This window comes from Chloroflexota bacterium, assembly GCA_020850535.1.
Lineage (GTDB): Bacteria > Chloroflexota > UBA6077 > UBA6077 > JACCZL01 > JADZEM01.
In genome coordinates, this window is the sequence record JADZEM010000010.1 from 19,487 (window position 1) to 36,119 (window position 16,633).

14 protein-coding genes and 1 riboswitch are annotated in these 16,633 nt (G+C 69.7%); of the genes, 2 read left to right on the forward strand and 12 right to left on the reverse strand.

All coding sequences use genetic code 11. From position 1 onward, the window contains the following. Nucleotides 1-22 precede the first annotated feature (22 nt). From IT306_01325 to IT306_01335, 3 genes are all read right to left on the reverse strand, one after another. Entirely contained in the window at nucleotides 23-1,297 is a 1,275-nt protein-coding gene (locus IT306_01325; protein ID MCC7367029.1) for a S41 family peptidase, read from the reverse strand. 205 nt (nucleotides 1,298-1,502) lie between these two features. Further along, a complete protein-coding gene (locus IT306_01330; protein MCC7367030.1) occupies nucleotides 1,503-2,606 on the reverse strand; it encodes a tyrosine-type recombinase/integrase in 1,104 nt (367 codons plus the stop codon). 47 nt (nucleotides 2,607-2,653) lie between these two features. Beyond that, a complete protein-coding gene (locus IT306_01335; GenBank protein MCC7367031.1) occupies nucleotides 2,654-4,255 on the reverse strand; it encodes a glycosyltransferase family 39 protein in 1,602 nt (533 codons plus the stop codon). A 342-nt stretch (nucleotides 4,256-4,597) separates the two neighbouring features. Here IT306_01335 and IT306_01340 point away from each other — a divergent pair, with 342 nt between their 5' ends. Next, complete coding sequence (locus IT306_01340; protein MCC7367032.1) at nucleotides 4,598-6,622, forward strand: glycosyltransferase family 39 protein; 2,025 nt, start codon at nucleotides 4,598-4,600, stop codon at nucleotides 6,620-6,622. Here IT306_01340 and IT306_01345 read toward each other — a convergent pair. The 3 genes from IT306_01345 to IT306_01355 form a co-directional block, all read right to left on the reverse strand. Then, a complete protein-coding gene (locus IT306_01345) occupies nucleotides 6,594-8,279 on the reverse strand; it encodes a peroxidase (GenBank protein MCC7367033.1) in 1,686 nt (561 codons plus the stop codon). The two genes, IT306_01340 and IT306_01345, sit on opposite strands and share 29 nt — an antisense overlap. Before the next feature lie 197 nt (nucleotides 8,280-8,476). After that, on the reverse strand, nucleotides 8,477-9,589 hold the full coding sequence (locus IT306_01350) for a type 2 isopentenyl-diphosphate Delta-isomerase (protein MCC7367034.1): 1,113 nt from the start codon (nucleotides 9,587-9,589) through the stop codon (nucleotides 8,477-8,479). A 105-nt stretch (nucleotides 9,590-9,694) separates the two neighbouring features. Next, complete coding sequence (locus IT306_01355; protein MCC7367035.1) at nucleotides 9,695-10,819, reverse strand: ABC transporter substrate-binding protein; 1,125 nt, start codon at nucleotides 10,817-10,819, stop codon at nucleotides 9,695-9,697. Nucleotides 10,820-11,053: 234 nt separating this feature from the next. On the opposite strand from IT306_01355, the gene fabD reads away from it, so the two are divergent. Beyond that, nucleotides 11,054-11,989, forward strand: coding sequence for an ACP S-malonyltransferase (gene fabD / locus IT306_01360; GenBank protein ID MCC7367036.1), 936 nt, complete (start codon nucleotides 11,054-11,056; stop codon nucleotides 11,987-11,989). 97 nt (nucleotides 11,990-12,086) lie between these two features. On the opposite strand, the gene IT306_01365 is transcribed toward fabD, so the two are convergent. From IT306_01365 to IT306_01390, 6 genes are all read right to left on the reverse strand, one after another. Further along, nucleotides 12,087-12,722: a response regulator transcription factor gene (locus IT306_01365; GenBank protein ID MCC7367037.1), complete on the reverse strand. Its 636-nt coding sequence runs from the start codon at nucleotides 12,720-12,722 to the stop codon at nucleotides 12,087-12,089. A 7-nt stretch (nucleotides 12,723-12,729) separates the two neighbouring features. Further along, nucleotides 12,730-13,317 (reverse strand): trypsin-like peptidase domain-containing protein, encoded by a 588-nt coding sequence (locus tag IT306_01370; protein ID MCC7367038.1) that lies wholly within the window; start codon nucleotides 13,315-13,317, stop codon nucleotides 12,730-12,732. A gap of 56 nt (nucleotides 13,318-13,373) precedes the next feature. Then, nucleotides 13,374-14,300, reverse strand: coding sequence for a trypsin-like peptidase domain-containing protein (locus IT306_01375; protein ID MCC7367039.1), 927 nt, complete (start codon nucleotides 14,298-14,300; stop codon nucleotides 13,374-13,376). 149 nt (nucleotides 14,301-14,449) lie between these two features. Next, entirely contained in the window at nucleotides 14,450-14,695 is a 246-nt protein-coding gene (gene thiS, locus IT306_01380) for a sulfur carrier protein ThiS (GenBank protein ID MCC7367040.1), read from the reverse strand. Between the two features lie 4 nt (nucleotides 14,696-14,699). Continuing rightward, the gene (gene thiE, locus IT306_01385) at nucleotides 14,700-15,326 is read right to left on the reverse strand and encodes a thiamine phosphate synthase (GenBank protein ID MCC7367041.1); all 627 of its coding nucleotides are present in this window, start codon (nucleotides 15,324-15,326) and stop codon (nucleotides 14,700-14,702) included. A gap of 35 nt (nucleotides 15,327-15,361) precedes the next feature. After that, on the reverse strand, nucleotides 15,362-16,126 hold the full coding sequence (locus IT306_01390) for a thiazole synthase (GenBank protein MCC7367042.1): 765 nt from the start codon (nucleotides 16,124-16,126) through the stop codon (nucleotides 15,362-15,364). A 105-nt stretch (nucleotides 16,127-16,231) separates the two neighbouring features. Beyond that, nucleotides 16,232-16,336, reverse strand: a riboswitch (TPP riboswitch). Between the last annotated feature and the right edge of the window lie 297 nt (nucleotides 16,337-16,633).

The following is a 16,633-nucleotide window of genomic DNA, read 5'->3' on the forward strand; positions in this document are numbered from 1 at the left end:
CTTCTTCGCCACGTTCGCCCCCTCAGCTTCCCAGCAGGTGCCGCACGGCGGCGTCGAGCTGCGGATCCTCGGCCCGTGTCGCCTCCGATGAGATCGTCGCGGTGGCCGGCATGTCCACCACCTGGTCAGGCGCCAGACCAACGCCCTGGATCGGATTCTCGGACGGGGTCAGCCACTGCGCGGTCGTGACCCGCAGGCCGGACTTGTCGCTCAGCTCGTGGACATTTTGCACGGTGCCCTTCCCGAACGACTTCTCGCCGATCAGGTACGCGCGCCCGTTGTCCCGCAGCGCGCCCGCCAGGATCTCGGACGCGCTGGCGCTGCCCTTATTCAGCAAGACGACGACCGGCAGTTGCGCCCCGGCGCCGCCGCCCTCGGTCCGGTAGGTCTTGCGGTCGCCGTTCCCGCTCTGCTGGTACAGGACGACGCTGCCAGGATTCATCAACTGCGCGGCGGCCTCCACCGAGGTCGAGAGGTAGCCGCCAGGATTGTTCCGCAAATCGAGCACCAGCCCGCGCGGCTGCTGGCTTACCAACTCCTTGACCGCCGCCGCCATCTCGGTCCCCGTTGACGCCGAGAACGAGCTGATCCGGACGTAGCCGACACCGTCATCCATCATCCGAGCGCGCACGGACTTGAGCTTGATCTCGGCGCGGACCACGGTGATCGGGAACGGATCCGTCGTGCCGGCGCGCAGGACGGTCAGCGTGACCGGCGTCCCGCGCTGGCCTCGGATCAGGTTGACCGTGTCGTTGAGGGTCTTGCCGGCCAGCGACTTGCCGTCGACTTCTAGAACGACGTCGCCCGGACGGAACCCGGCCGCCTCGGCCGGCGAGCCTTCGATGGGCGCGACGACGGTCAGACGGTTGTCCTTCAGATCGACCTGGATGCCGATGCCGTCGAACGAGCCGCGCAGGTCGGTATCGCTGACCTCACGCTGGGTGGGCGTCTGGTAGACCGTGTACGGGTCTCCGACGGCGTCCACCATGCCCTTGATCGCGCCGTAGATCAGCTTCTGGTGGTCGATCTGGTTCTGGTCGTAGAAGTCGCGCTCGACGATCCTCCAGGTCTCCCAAAAGACCCTGAAGCGCTGCTGCTCGTCGGCCGAGAGGACGCCGTCCTCGGTGGCGCGAGCGGTCGAGGGCTGCAGCACGTCGAGGAACGCGAGCGGCCCACCCGCAGGCTCGGTGCGCCCGAACAGGTAGCCGCTGACGAACGCCATGGCGAAGGCTGCCAGCGCGACGATGCTCGTGATGACGATATTGGTGAGCCCTGGGAACGAGCGACGAGAATCCACGAGCGACCATCCCTGCGGCGATGCCTGACAGGGATTCTACCCCACCGTCCGGTCAACCTCACCCATTCTGAGGGCAGGGCAATCGCCTGTTGAGCGCGCCGTGCACGGTGGTCGGGGCTTTCAAGCCCCGACCGCTCGTCTGACGGCGTTTCGGGAACACAGACGAACATGCCATCGCCCTGGAGACCGCGCCGCGAACGGCCGGTCAATCCAGGACGGCGGCAGGCGGCTCGGCCAGCGCCCCGGCCAGCTCCTCGGCCGAGGCCGAGTACCGTTCGAAGACGTCCCGCAGATGCGACGTTTCGTAGTGTGCGTAGATCTTCTTGGTCGTCTCGGGGCTGGCGTGCCCCAGGATGTCCTGCACCTCGGAGAGCTTGGCCCCGCGATTGAGCATCACGCTGGCCTTGGCGTGGCGGAAGTCGTGGGTGGTGGCGTCCACGCCGACGGCGGCGGCGTACCGCTTGACGATCTCCCAGACGCCCTTCGGCGAGAGACGCCAGCGCCGGCCGCCCGGCCCCGGCAGGCGGCCCCGGCCGAGATCGTGGCGCAGGAACAGGAACGGCAGGCGATCCGAGCGCACGTCGAGATAGGCGCGGATGGCGGCGAGCGCCGCGTCGTCGAAGAAGACGATGCGCTCCTTGCTGCCCTTGCCGGTGATCAAGGCCTGGCGGGCGTGCCCGTCCTGGACGTCGGCGCGGGTCAGGTTCGCGACCTCCTCGCGGCGCATGCCGGTCGTAAACAGGGTGCGGATCAGCGCGCGATCCCGCAGCACTTCCTGGTACGGCTGGCCGCCGTACTGGTCGGCCGGCGGCAACGGCAGAGCGTCAACGTGGGTCACGATCAGCACGAGCCGCTGGTCGATGCGCGGCGTCCGATACGACGACCGCCCCATGACTTCGCGGACGTTGTCGCGCAGCTCCTCGAAGGAGACGTTCGGCGCGAGCAGGTGGCGGCGGGCGCAGAAGCGCAGGAAGGCCCGTGCGCCGGCCACGTAGGTGGCGATAGTGAAACGGTCATCCCGGCCGTAGGCGCGTGCCAGCCAGAGGTAGAGCTGTTCGAGCAGATCGCCGCCGAAGTCGACGACGCGGAGGGTCTCGATGGTCTCGCCTCGGCCCTCCAGGAACTCGTGCAGACGACCGAGCGCCGTCCGATAGGTGGCGACGGTGCGTGGCGACCGTCCCGCCAGACTCGCCAGAAACAGGCCCTCGGCCTGCCGCAGCGACGGCACGGGCGGCTCGGCCGCCCCCAGAAGGAGGCCGGGAGCGCCCCGGTCGCGCGGCATCGTCTCTCCCAGTCGGTCGATGGCCATGCGATGCGCTCCTGCTGGCTGGATCGCCCCGCCGGGCCAGCCGGAGATCAGGGGCGTCGGTCGTAGAGGTAGATGCGGATGTTCTGGAAGGTCCGCTGACGGGCCGAGAAGCCGCGCCGCGAGAACCAGTTGCGGACGGCTTCCGACGTGTCACCGTCGAACGTCGAATCGTACTCGTGGGAAAGAACGAGCCAGACGCGTGGATGGCGCGCGGTGAAGTCGGGCAGGCGGGAGGTGCCAGACTCCAGCGTGCGGTAGTACGCCACCGAGTTGGCGAGATCGTCCCAGTTGAACCCTTCGAGGACGTCCGGCCGCACCGCGCCCGGCTTTCCGCCGCCGAGCCAGCCGGCGTAGTACTCGTAGCCGAGCTGCCCGCGCTTCGAGATGAAGATCCAGCCGTCGTCAGGCAGGGCGTTCTGCTCCAGGTACGCGGCGGCCCCGCGCCAGTTCTCGCTCTGGCGGATCTCCAACCCGGCCAGGAGGGGGAGTGCCGCCAGCCAGACCAGCGCCGCCGCGCCGACAGCCTGGACGAGCGCGGCCAGCGGCGGCCGGCGCAGCAGGCGCCCGAGCGCCGCCAGCCCGAGGGCCGCCAGGAGCGGAAAGGCCGGCATCGCGCCGAAAAGGTAGCGCTCCTTGAACATCGGCTTGACATAAGAGAGCACAAAGATGGTCAGCACCGGGACCAGCAGCCAGAACAGGGGGATCAGCGCCCGGCCGATCCCGCGCCGCGAGCGGTCGCGCAGCGCCGGCCAGAGCAGCGCCGCCGTGCCCAGGACGCCGAGCAGAGAGTAGGCCCCGAGGAGTGGCAGCGAGGCGCCGGCGAACAGCCGCAGCAGCGCAAGCAGGTCTGCCACGGTGCTGTTGCGGACGTGCAGGATCTGGCTGCCATCGCTGTTGACCACGAAGAACGGCAGGAACGGCGTACAGAGCGCCGCCACGCAGATGCCACTGGCGACCAGGACGCGCCACTCGCGGACGTTGGAGCGGATCGCCACGATCGTGACCTGGGCGACGATGACAAAGACGGTGAAGAAGTGAGTGTAGAAGGCGATGGTCGTCCAGGCGACATAACGCAGCCACGCCTTGCGACCGCCGCCGTCGAAGGCGGCGAGCAGGGCGTCCCACGAGAGCGTGACCAGGACGGCCCACATCGAGTAGGCGCGGGCCTCCTGGGACATCTCGATGTGGTAGGCGTTGACAGCGGCGAGCAATGCCGCCAGCAGACCGGTCACCCGGCCATCCAGCCGATTGCCGAGCCGGTACAAGGCCCAGACGCCGGCTGCCCCAAAGAGGACCGACGGTATGCGCACCCAGACCTCGCTGGCCGAGCCGCCGACCAGCCGCATCCAGGCGGCCATCACGAAGTAGTAGAGCGTCATGTTGGCTTCTTCGCCGTAGAGCACGGTCAGGATCGTGCGGAGATCCTGCACGGCGAGGCCGACGCTGAACAGCTCGTCAACCCACAGACTGCGGACGCCGAGATCGTGGGCGCGGAGCCAGAAGCCGACGCCGACCACGATGGCCAGCATCGCGACCAGGACGATCCGTCGCCAACCTGGGCGTAACGCGCTCGGCAGCGTCGTCGGAGTCGCAGCCGGGGCCACGGCGCTGGCGGTCATCGGCCGGCGCGGCGCAGCTCGAATCGCCACGGGAGCATGACAGCCAGGGCGGATCGTGCGAGCATATCGGCCAGGAGTATGCGTGGCAGGACTCAGATCGGGCCAGAAAGGCGGTCGGCCCGAAGCGGAGGCCGAGTGACGAACATAATTGTCAATATGTCGGGCACTCCATGCTGGACGAGGGCTGACCTGGAGAGCATCGTCGACGCATCCATGCCTCACCGTCGGATCCGAACCGCCGCCACTGCCGTCAGATCCAGGAAGCAACCTGGGAAAGATCGGAGCTACCAGCCTGGCCTCTGGTAGAATCGGCCGGCCCCGGGGCAGCACGATTCCGCCGGGAGATCCGCCACCTCCGCGCCTGGAGCCGCCGTGACCGTCGCCGCCGAAGCCGCTGGGCTACGCTCGTCGCCTCAGGCTGAGCGGCGTGTCTGGCGCTGGCCGACCATCGACCTGGCACTGTGCGGGCTGCTGGTGCTGGCGGCCGGCCTGGCCCGGCTGCCGAACCTCGACCTCTACACGATCTCGTTTCCGGAAGGTATCCGCGCCGCGCAGCTTCAACTGATGGCGGCCGGCTACCGGCCGTGCGTCGAGATCTTCTGTAACCAGGGGCCGCTGCTCTTCTACGCTATCTACCCGAGCTATGCCCTTTTCGGCGGAACGGCCGCCGGCGGCTCACTCGAAGCGGTCCGCAGCGGCATCGTCATCTTCTCACTGATCGGGATCGCGGCGACCTACTGGGTCGGTCACCTGCTGGGCGGCCGAGTGGCGGCCGTGCTGGCCGGGCTGCTGGTGGCGCTCTCGCCCACCTACCTGAAGTTCTCCCGGCTGGCGCTGGCCGAGGTGCCCGCCGAGGCGCCGGCCATCCTGGCGGTAGGCGCGGCGCTGATGTTCAGCCGCACGGGCCGCGACCGCTGGCTGATCGCTGCGGCGCTGCTGACGGCGTTCAGCCTGCTGCTGAAGCCGGTGACGCTGGCCGTCTGCGCGCCAGTCGGGCTGGCGGTGCTGCTGCGGGCCGAGCGACGCTGGCGGAACGTCGCGTTGCTGGTCGCCGTGACGGCCGCCGGCATCGTCCTGCCGACGCTGGTGATCGGGTTCTCGGAGATCCTCGAACAGGTGGTGGCCTTCCGGCTCCGCAGTCGTTCCGCCGAGGGCCGTGGGATCGGCTGGAACTGGTCGCGCATCGTGGAGGAGCTGTCGGCGGACCGGCCCGGACTGTTTGCGTTTGCCGTCGCCGGCGGCATCATTTTGCTGGCTCGGCTGCGCGCCGCTGCCCTGCCGATCCTGATCTGGCTGCCCGCCTCGCTGTTGCTGCTGCTGGTACACACCCCGCTGCACGGCAAGCACATCGTGACGCTGATCCCGCCGGCCGCCCTGCTGGCAGCCGGCGGCGCCGGACAGGCCTGGGCGCTGTTCCGTCAAGCGCGGCGGACTGGCCTTCCGTCAAACCAGCCGTGGCTGCCGCGCGCGGCTATCGGCCTGTCGGCGCTGGGGCTGGCTGCCTACCTCGTGTTCGCGCCGTCGGTCGTGGCGCGCAACGCCGATCTCCTGCTCGATCCGGACCCGCTGGAGAACGAGCCGCCGGCCTACTGGTACCCCGAGGCGGCGTCCACCCTGCGCGCCATCACCGACCCGACCGAGATGATCGTCACGGATCATCCGTACATCACGTTCCGGGCCGGACGGCTCGTGCCGCCGCCGCTGGTCGAGTCGTCGGTGACGCGCGTCCTGGCCGGCTCCCTGACCCCCGAGGACACTATCGCCGAGGCGACGCGCTACAACGCGCAGGCTGTTCTGCTGTGGGCTGACAAGATCACGACGATGCGCGAGGTCAAGAGCTGGGTCGACCGTTCGTTTGTGGCGGTGCGCGCCTACGCGGCCGACGGCGAGGCGATCCCGACGCTCTACGTGCGCCCGGACCGCGTCGCGCGGGCAACGGCTGCACTGGCGAGCATCACACCCCGCCCGGTGCAGGCCGAGTACGAGGGTGGCATCCGCATCCAGGCGTTTGGCTTCGACCACCCCCAGCTTGCGCCGGGCGACGTCAGCGCCGTCAACGTCCAACTGGTCGCCGTGGGCAAGCCGGCCGCCAGCTACCGCGCCGTCTTCCAGTTGCGCGGCTCGGACGGCGACGCCTGGAAGAGCGACGAATTGGCGATCGGTGGCCTCGGGCCGGGGTCGGCCGGCTGGAGCGACGGCCGGACGATGTCGCTCGGCGCGCTGATGCGGTTGCCGCGCACGACGAAGCCGGGCGAGTACAGCCTCTCGATGCGCCTCTACGATCCGCGCGCCCGCCGGTTCATGGACTCGACAGTTCAGGGGGCCGAGCCCGGCCGCGACGACCCCAAGGGTGTGACGCTCACGACCGTCACGGTCGTCGCCTCGCCAGCACGTTAGCGTACCCGGCACCCTGTACGGCCACGACCGGGCGCGCCGTTTGTGGGATGGCGAACGGCCGGTTGCCGCCGGGTCCGACCAGTGGACGGTCGCCAAGCGGATTGACATCGCCGGCGAGCTGCAGCAGGCGCGGCATGGTGATGTCGGCGTCGGGAAAGAGCGTCGTCTGCCAGCCATCCGGCGCGGAGAGGTACGAATCGGGATCGTTGCGGAGGAGGCCGGCAAACACCTGGGCCACGATGCGGCCGCCGACCGGGCCAAGCATCTGGCCGCCGCCCAGCACCTCCGCCTCTTTGAGTACGTAGAACCAGAGCGGCGTTTGCTCCAGCAGGCCGTGCGCGCGGAGCACCCGTCCAGCCGGGGAGTCGTCGCCAAGGTGCCCGGGGCCGAGCGGCCGAATCCCGTAGTGCGCCGCAACCGATTGGCCTGACGGCAGCCCCGCCCGCTGGCCGCGCACAAGGTTGCGGACCGGCAGCGCCGCCGACCGATCCGCTGGATCGTCGCTGGCGGGGTTCCCGACGTTGACCAGCCGGAACAGCGTCGGCGCGAGGAGCGGATCGAGCCTGCGGCTCAGGGTCGGGCGCGGCGCGCCATCGAGCAGCCGCCCAAAATCGAAGAAGCGCCGCCAATCAATGATCCAGTCGCTGGGAATCGGCACTGGATCAGTACCGTCCCCCGAACGGCTCCCTGAGCGCCCCGAGAAGCGGAAGAGCAGGCTGAGCGTGGCCGGCGTCACGGCATCCGGCCCAAACCCGAAGACGCGATTGAAGTCGTACGCCTCGCGCACCATGCTGTGCCCGAAGCGGTAGGCCGCCATCGAGAACTCGACCGGGATGAACGGGTACGTTGCGTCGTCGTAGATCGTCGTCTCGGAGGTCAGCTCGGCCCGCAGCACGTCACGGTCGATCAGCCGCCCCAGGAAGTCGTGGACCACGACCCACTGGTAGTGCCAGACGACAAGCCGCCGCGCACGGTCGAAGACGGACTCGCCGGGGATGTCCTTCACGTCGATCTCGTCGCGCCGGATGCCGGCGACGACCCGATTGTGCAGCTTCAGCATCGCCAGGTGAAGCTGCGCGACGATCAGGTTTTCGTCGTTGCGCGGGTCCGCGATGATCGCCAGCCCGCTCCTGGCGCGGGGGAGATCGTTCGGAAACGGCGGCAGCGCCCGCAACGTCCGGTCGCCGCGCACCTTCCAGGGGACCGTCTGCCCGATCTCGAACAGGTCGGTGTCGTCCGGCCGACGGCAGTAGAGGTACGGCTGGACGGCGCGGCCGCCCCCGTACACGCTGTCCAGGTCGAGGGCCGGCGTCCGGAAGTTCTCCAGGGCCAGCGGATCGACACGCCGCTCCTTCAGGGAGGTCGGATCGAAGGTGATATCGTGGTCGATAAACTGGCCGAGGTAGGTGAACCCGGCCGCCACGCCAGCGTTGTCGCCGTCCGGATCGGTGCTGGCGGCCCCTTCGTTCATGGCGAGGCCAAGCTCGATCAGCGCACGCTCGTCGACCTCCAGGTGGTCGAGCTGCGGGAACATGCGCCCGAACTTGCCGCTGCCACCATCCGGCGGACGGCGCGTCGGGTTACCCGGCCGCTCCATCGAGCCTTCGCCGTGAGAGAACACGTCGGTCTGGATCGTCGGCCGGCGCGCATCTGGCATCAGACGCCTCCCGCTCGCGGGCGGACGGACCGGCCGGCCACCCACTTCCTCGCGTGCCGCCATCCGCTCTGCGGATGATCCGCGGCGCTATCCTGGTTGGCACCAGGATAGCGCGATTCGGCAACACGGTGGTGTGCGGTCACCCCGCAGGACGGCCCTGAGCGGGTGCGGAAAGTGAGCGGGCGCGGCAAGAGCGGTCAGTCGCGCGGTACGAGCTGCCCCAGCCAGACGCCGGTCTCGCCCACGATCACCCGTGGCTGATGGCAAAGGTCGGGTGGCGTCCGCGAGCCGGTCAGGAACATCGCCGTCCGCAGCTCGATCAGGAACTGCTCGATCCACGCCGCGACCGCCTCGTATCCCTGGAGCGCGGCCATCAGCAGCGGCCGCGCGACGCCGACAGCCGTCGCACCGAGGGCAATCGCTCGCGCGGCATCCAGGCCGGTCCGGACGCCACCGGTCGCGATGATGGGGAGGCCCGCCGGGGCCGCCTGCGTCACCGAGACCGCCGTGGGAATGCCCCAGTCTCGGAAGACCTCGCCGAGCTGGATGCCGCGCCGGTCACCCACCAACGCGGCACGAGCACCCTCGACCGCTGCGAACGAGGTACCGCCCAGGCCGCCCACGTCGAGCGCCTGCACGCCGCACCCACGCAGTGCCAGGGCGGCGTCGGTCGAGAGGCCGGCTCCGGTCTCCTTCCCGATGAGCGGGACCGTCATCTCGGATACCAGCGCGGTGATGGCGTCGCGCACACCGCGCGCCTGCCGGTCGCCCTCGGGCATCACGGCCTCTTCGAGGATGTTCAGGTGAACGGCGAGCGCGTCGGCCTGGACCATCTCGACGCACGCCCGCACCTCCTCGACCGTCAGGCCGGGCGCGCCGTGCTGGGGGATCAACTGCGGCGCGCCGATGTTGCCGATGAGGAACGCGTCGGGGGCTTCCTGGCGGGCGACGGCGTAGGTACGCCGCTGGTGCGGGTCGCGCAGGGCCGCCCGCTGACTGCCGACGCCCATCGCCAGCCCGTACGCCTGCGCGGCCTTGGCCAATACCTGATTGATGGTGTAGGCATCCGGGTGGCCGCCGGTCATCGAGGCGATGACGAGGGGCGCACGCAACCGAAACCCGAGCAGTGGCGTCGTGAGGTCGATCTCGTCGAGATCGATCTCGGGCAACGCCTGGTGAATCAGCTTGATATCGTCCCAGCCGGGGCGCGTCCTGCTGGCAACGTCTTGCCCGGCGATGATCGACAGATGCTCACCCTTGCGGGCCGAGATCTCCGCACGCGCGTCCGCGCCGTCTCGCGAGTCGATCACCGATCTGGCCGTTGGTGAGGCTGGCCGTCGGCGCGCTCCACCACGCCGAGGGGCCGCAGGGCAAGTGTACCACGCCCCGCCAAGCCTGTGAACAATTGATGAACATTACCGAGGCAAAGACTGCTTCGCGCGCTGGAGCGCGGACGTGTCGGTCAGGCGGGCCGGGTCAGGCTTCGGGTCGCCGGCCGCGTTGATCTCGCCCAGCAGCTCCACGACGCTCCGGACGCCCGCCTGATCGATGTCGCCCTCGCGCGGGATGGCGTCGAGCATCTGGACGTACTGCTCGTAGACGATGGTCGCCTCGGCCTCGTTGGTCCCCAACGAGTCGGCCAGCAGCTTGATCGCCGCGCTCTTGTTGGATCGGTCGCCGATCCAGCGCTGGGCCTGGATCGTGGCGCGGATCAGGCGCGTCAGCGTGTCCTCGTTCTGTCGAGCCCAGTCCGGCCGCACGGCCAGCCCTTCAGCCTGGAAGTCCTTGACCGCGTCGCTCGCCTCGGCCAGCACCTTGAAGCCGGCGCTGCGCAGGCGGCCGGCCCGGACTGGATCGACAAACGACGCGCCAACGGTGCCGTTCGCCACCGCTGCGCCGACGACCCCCAGGTCGGGGAAGGCGATCGGCCGTGAATCGTTCTCGGAGATCGCGCGAGCCTTGAGGAGCCGCTTGAGCACGGCCGCGGCGGCGCTCTTCTCGTCGAAGTAGCCAATCGGCCTGCCCTTGAGGCCAGCCAGGTCGGCCACGTCCTGCGCGGCGATCAGCGCGAACGGCGCCTTGTTCACCAGGCCGGCGACCATCACGAGGTTCTGGCCGTTCTTTCCGACCTGAATCAGCCGATCCGTGGCCACCACGCCGATGTCGCGCTCACGCTTCTCGACGTCCTCGGCGGCCATTGTCGATCCCGGCTCAGTCTCTTTGCGCTCGACGACGATCCGCTGGCCGGCCAGGAACCCCTGCTTCTCGGCCACATCGACGATCCAGCCGCCGAGCGACGCCGACGTGCCGATCTTGACGCGGGTAGGTGGCACCGCTGTCGGGCTGGGCGACGGCGAAGGTGATGGAGGCGGCGACGGTGACGGGGCGACTGCGCCCTGCGCCGGGGCGGCCGGCTGGCCGGGCGTCGCCTGGGGGGCAGCCGAGGTCGCCGAGCGCGTCGGGATCGTGATTGAGGGGACATCGCCGCACCCGGCGACGAGCATCACGGACAACAGCAGCCATCGCAGCGCCTTCAGCACGAATCGCGCTCCATCACGTTCGATTGAGTAGCTGGCGGACCACATGTGCACACCTTCTGAGAGGCTGCGCAGGGCCATCTTCGAGGGTAGCACGTCCGAGACAGAAGGTACGCACACGAGGCCCGGGAAACGGGCAGACCTGTGGGACAGCGTGCTCGCCGGCACGTCCCGCCGGCCACCGGCTGTGTACACTGACCCCTGTCCGGCGCAGCGGCGCACAAGGGAGAGCGGGTCGTGGGCAAGGTAGCGTTCCTGTTTCCAGGTCAGGGGTCAGCGGCAATCGGCATGGGTGAGGCGCTGGCTGAGGTCTCGCCGGCGGCGCGTCGGGTGCTCGACCGACTGCACGAGCTTGCGCCGGCGGTGCGTCAGCTGATCCACGAAGGGCCGAAGGACGAGCTGATCCGGACCTCGAACGCCCAGCCGGCGATCTTCGCGGTGGACTGCGCGGCGCTGGCCGCGCTGCAGGAGCGCGGCATCCAGCCGGATGTGACGGCCGGGCACAGTCTGGGCGAGTACGCGGCCCTGGTCGGGGCGGGCGTCCTGAGCTTTGACGATGGACTCCCGCTGGTGATCCAGCGTGGCGCGGTGATGGAGCAGGCGGCGGCCTCGACACCCGGCACCATGATGGCGATCCTCGGCTCGAACCCGGCGGCCGTCAACGCGCTCATCGCCGAGTGGGCGCGGCGCGGCGTCATCGCCAACGCCAACGATAACGCCCCGGGTCAGGTCGTGATCTCGGGATCGGTGGAGACCCTGCAGGCGGCGGCCGCTGACTTCAAAGCGCTGGGTGCGCGGGTCATGGACCTGCCAGTCGGCGGGGCGTTTCACTCGCCGTTGATGGCCACCGGGCAGGAAGCGTTTGCCGCAAACCTCGAGGGGGCGCCCTTCACGAACGGCCGGGTTCCGGTCGTCTCGAACTTCACCGCGTCGCTCGCCGCCACGGCAGACGCGGTCCGCGCCGCGCTGCGCCCGCAGATCACCGGACAGGTGCGCTGGCGCGAGTCGGTCGATGCGATGCTGGCGTTCGGCGTGGACACCTTCGTCGAGGTCGGGCCGGGCAAGGTGCTCTCCGGCCTGGTGTCCCGCTGTACGAAGGGGCAGGCGGTGACGATCCTGAACGTCGAAGACCCGGCCTCGCTGGAGAAGACGCTGGCGGCGCTCGGAGCCTGACGTACCCGCCCGGCCACCCAGCCTGCCCGCTACAGGCTGAGCAGGCCACGGCTACAGGCTGTGAGCAGGCCACGGCTACAGGCTGAGCAGGCCACGGCTACAGGCTGAGCAGGCCACGGCGCAGCCCGAGGTTGACGGCCTCCGTGCGGCTTTCCGCGCCGAGCTTGGCCAGGACAGCCGCCACGTGAAACTTGACGGTGTGATCGCTGACCGCGAGTCGCTGGGCGATGGCCTTGTTGGTCAGGCCCAGGGCGACGAGCGCCAGCACCTCACGCTCTCGCGCCGTGAGGTCGTCGACCGTCTCGACGGCCAGCCCGCCAGTCGGGGCGACCGGGAGAGCCCGCATCTGCTCGGCGCTCTCGCGGCCCATCACCGTGAGCCCCGACGCGACCGCCTGAAGCGCCATCTCGATCTGCTCGGCGTCGGCGTCGCGCGGCAGCAGGCCCCAGCCGACCCGCGGCCGCGCTGCCAGCATCTGCTGGACGAGGCTGCCACTTCCGAGCACGACCAGCCCGATCCCGGCTGCCTCCACGATCTCGATCGAATCGGCGAGCGGCTCGGCCTCAGCGCTGTCTACCAACGCGACGTCGGCCTCGTCGAGGAGCGGCGCGGCGGCCGGGTCGTCCAGCGCCCGCACGGACCCGAGCACACGCAGGCGGCCGCTCTCCCCGAGCATCGCCGTCAGCCCGGCTCGGACGGACGGCGTCCGGCCAGCCACGACCACCGCGATCACGCCAGCCTCATGCCGCGGCGTACCCGACGTACGCCTGCACCAGCCGCTCGGCCAGGGTACTGGGTACGGCCAGGGCCATCCCGCCGCCGACCATCGCGTTGATGCCGATGACGAACCCGTTGGCGTCGAGGAGCGGCCCGCCAGAGCTGCCCGGCCCGATAGGCACGTCCGCCTGGATCAGCGCGCGGCGGCCCGCCTCCCAGGGCTGGCCGGACGCCGCGATGATGCCGGTCGCCGCCGCGTAGCGCTCGCCGAACGGGTGACCGAGCGCCACCACCAGCTCGCCCACCCGCGCCGGGTTGGCCCGGTGTCGCGCGGCGGTGAGTCGCCGTTCGTCCACGACCACCAGCGCCAGATCGTTCGCCCCGTCGCGTGCCACGACCTGTCCGGTGAGCTGCCGGCCGTCCAGCAGCCCGACGGTCACGCTGCCTCCTGGCGCTACGTGGTCGTTGGTCACCAGCAGGCCGTCGGCCCGCCACACGATCCCCGATCCGATACCGTGTCCATGCCGCACCTCGACGACGCTCGGCCCGACCCGTTGAACCAGTTCGGCAAGGCCGCGCTCGACGATGCTTGAGAAACGTGTCAGTCCCATCGCTTGTGCCCCGAGATCGGCCAGGGCGCAGCGCCGCGCTGCACCCTGGCGTACCGCTATGAGTTTCGCTCGGCCACGGTGATGCTGAGGTCGCGCGGCTCGCCGCCTCGCAGGATCCGCATCGCCACCTGCTGGCCGACGCGCTCCGGCCCGAGCAGGTCGCGCAGCTCGCCGGGATCGTGCACGGCCTCGCCTGCGAACGCCACGACGATGTCCCCGATGACGAGGCCTGCCCGGTCAGCCGGTCCGCCACTCTCGACGGTCACGACCAGCAGTCCGGTCTCCTGCTCGGCGAGACCAGCCCGCTCACGCAGGCCCGTTGGGAGTTGTACGGGCTGGCTGCCGATGCCAACGTAGCCGCTTCGCACCCGACCGTGTGCGCTGAGCGTCGCCACGGATCGCTCAAGGGTTGCGTTCGGTATGACCACGCCGCTGCCGCGCCCGCCCCGGAAGTGGGAGGTGGCGAGTCCGACCGCCGCGCCGCTCCCGACGATCAGCGGCGCGCCGGAAAAGCCCGGGTAGAAGCCGGCGTCGGTGGCGATCAAGCCTTCCAGGCGCCCACCGCGCCGGGTCCGGATCGGGCCACTGACGGCGCTCACAGTGCCCAGGCTGGCCATGATGTCGGGGCCGGGCCGCGCCACCAGCAGCGCCAGGCTGCCGACTCGCGCCGTGTCAGACCGGGCCAGCGGGGTAAGGTCTGCGGCATCGGCCTGGAGCAGCGCGAGATCGCTGCTCGGGTCGCGCCCGACCAGCCGCGCCCGCACGGTCCGGCCGTCTGGCAGGCCGACGCCCAGGTCGTCGTCGCGCTCGACCACGTGATCGGCGGTGACGATCAGGCCGCTCGCGCTCCACACGATGCCGCTGGCCGACTGCCGATGCCGGCCGTCCACCCGCACGATAGACTGCCCGGCCTGGGCTACGGCGTCGGCGAGCGCATCCGAGAACGCGGCCAGCGCCGATGCGCCGCTCGATTCGGCACTCATCTTCGATCTCCTCAGGAGCGCGCTCGGCGATGCGATGCGCTCAGGTGTTGAGGAGAGTGTGAGGGCGTCGGGGATGCCGTCACATCAGCCGAACGGGCAGGTAGGAGCCTGCCCGTTCGGCCAGGGAGCATCGACGGGCGGGGCAAGTCTCAGCCCCCGCCGACCATCCGCACGATCTCAAGCTGGTCGCCCTGCGCGATCGACGTCTCGCCGAAGAGGGCGCGCCTGACAATGTCGCCGTTGCGTTCGACGGCGACGATGCGCGGATCGACGCCGATCTGTTCGAGCAGACCGAGCAGCGACTCCGGCTGCTCGACCTCGCGCTGCTTCCCATTGACCGTAAGCTGAATCACCGTTGAACCCTTCTCGATTCTCTGCGCGCAGCGGGACGACATCGGGTTAGTGCCGGCGGTGGAGCGGTGCGGTTGGCCACGCCTCGTTGACGGCCGCTGCGAGCCGTGCTGCCGCGTCCTTCGGATCGGCCGCCTGGGTGATCGACGTGATCGCCGCCACGCCGGCCGCGCCCGCCGCGATGACCTGGCGCGCGTTGTTCGCCGTGATGCCGCCGATGCCCACCAGCGGCAGCGTGGTCACTGCCGAGACCTTGCGAACGAGCGACGGTCCGGCCGGCGTCATCCCCGGGTGCGACCGCGTGGCGAACATCGTCCCGACGACCAGCAGATTCGCCCCGGCGCCCGCCGACTCCGCTGCGTGCGCCACGTCGTGAACCGAGCGGCCGATCAGCAGATCGGGCGCCAGCCGCCGGGCGATCTCGGTGGAGAGGCTGCCGCTGCCAAGCTCGACGCCGTGTGCACCAGCCGCCAGGGCCACGTCGATGCGGTCGTTCACCAGCAAGACGGCTCGTGAGCCGCAGAGCTGCCGGAGGCGCATCGTCAGGCCGTACAGCTCGATGGCGGGCAGGTCCTTCTCGCGCACCTGGACGACATTCACGCCGCCGTCCAGGGCCGCCTCGACCACGTCCTCAAGCCGCCGGTCGTCGCACGCCCGACGGTCGGTGACCAGCATGATCGCTGGAAGGGGAAGGATTGCCCGCCGCCCACTCACCGAATGACGCCCTCCAACGGACTCGACGCACTCGCGTACGCCTTCTTCACGATCCGTCCGGCCAGGAACGCGTTGCGTCCGCCTCGGACGCCTTCGGCGAAAGCCTGACCCATCAATGCCGGGTTACCGGCCTCCGCGATGGCCGTGTTGACGAGACAGGCATCCGCGCCCAGCTCCATCGCGATGGAGGCGTCGGACGGCACGCCCAGGCCGGCATCCACGACGACCGGCACGCTCGCCTGTTCGACGATCACGCGGATCCGGCCGAAGAACGGGATGCCCTGGCCCGAGCCGATGGGCGAGGCCATCGGCATGACGGTCGCGCAGCCGGCGTCCTCAAGCTGTTTGGCCAGGATCGGATCGTCGGTCGTGTACGGCAGCACGACGAACCCTTCCTTGACCAGCAGGCGTGCGGCCTCCAGCGTGCCGACCGGGTCTGGCCAGAGGTACTTCGGATCGCCGATCACCTCGAGCTTGACCCAATTCGAGCCGGTCAGCTCGCGACCCAGGCGGGCGCAGCGAACGGCTTCGTCCACGTTGTAGCAGCCGGCCGTGTTCGGCAGAATCGTGTACCTGGTCCAGTCGATCTCGTCGAGGAGCGTCTTCTTCGACGGATTGTCCAGATCCAGCCGCCGAATGGCGACGGTCACGATCTCCGTCCCGGACGCCTCGTAGGCACTCCGCATCTCGTCGGCGTTGCGGAACTTGCCGCTGCCCAGCATCAACCGAGATCGGAACGTCTTGCCTGCAATCTCCAGCATGTCGCCCACGTTCACCCTCCTGGGACTCGGCGCGCGCCACTGCACGCCGAGATAGCACGCCATGTCGTTGGCGTAAGACAACCGGAGCGGTCCCGCGGACACCTGGTGTCTCGGTCACCGCTTCCCTTCGCAGGTCCTAACCTGGTCAGGTTCAAAGGGTCGCCCGCCGTACCGGCGGACTCTCAGCCCGTGGCTCCCCTAGCATCGTCGTACCGAGTCTGCGCTCTTCGATTTTCAGGCGTCCGGTGGACGGACGCCCATCTACGATGGTACGCAGACCGCGACGAATCGGTCAAGGGCAACGCCGGGCACGCCAGGGCGATTGCATGTTGATGTCGTCGTGCGGCGGCGTCGGGGCTTGAAAGCCCCGCCTACGATCCTGCAGTCGCTGCGCGACGCTCCAGTCGCACCAGTGCCTGCCGTTCCCGACGGCCGTCGCGCAGCGACGGAATGACTGTAGGCGGGGGTTTCAACCCCCGACCGCCCGTTCCATGATGCTTCGGGTAC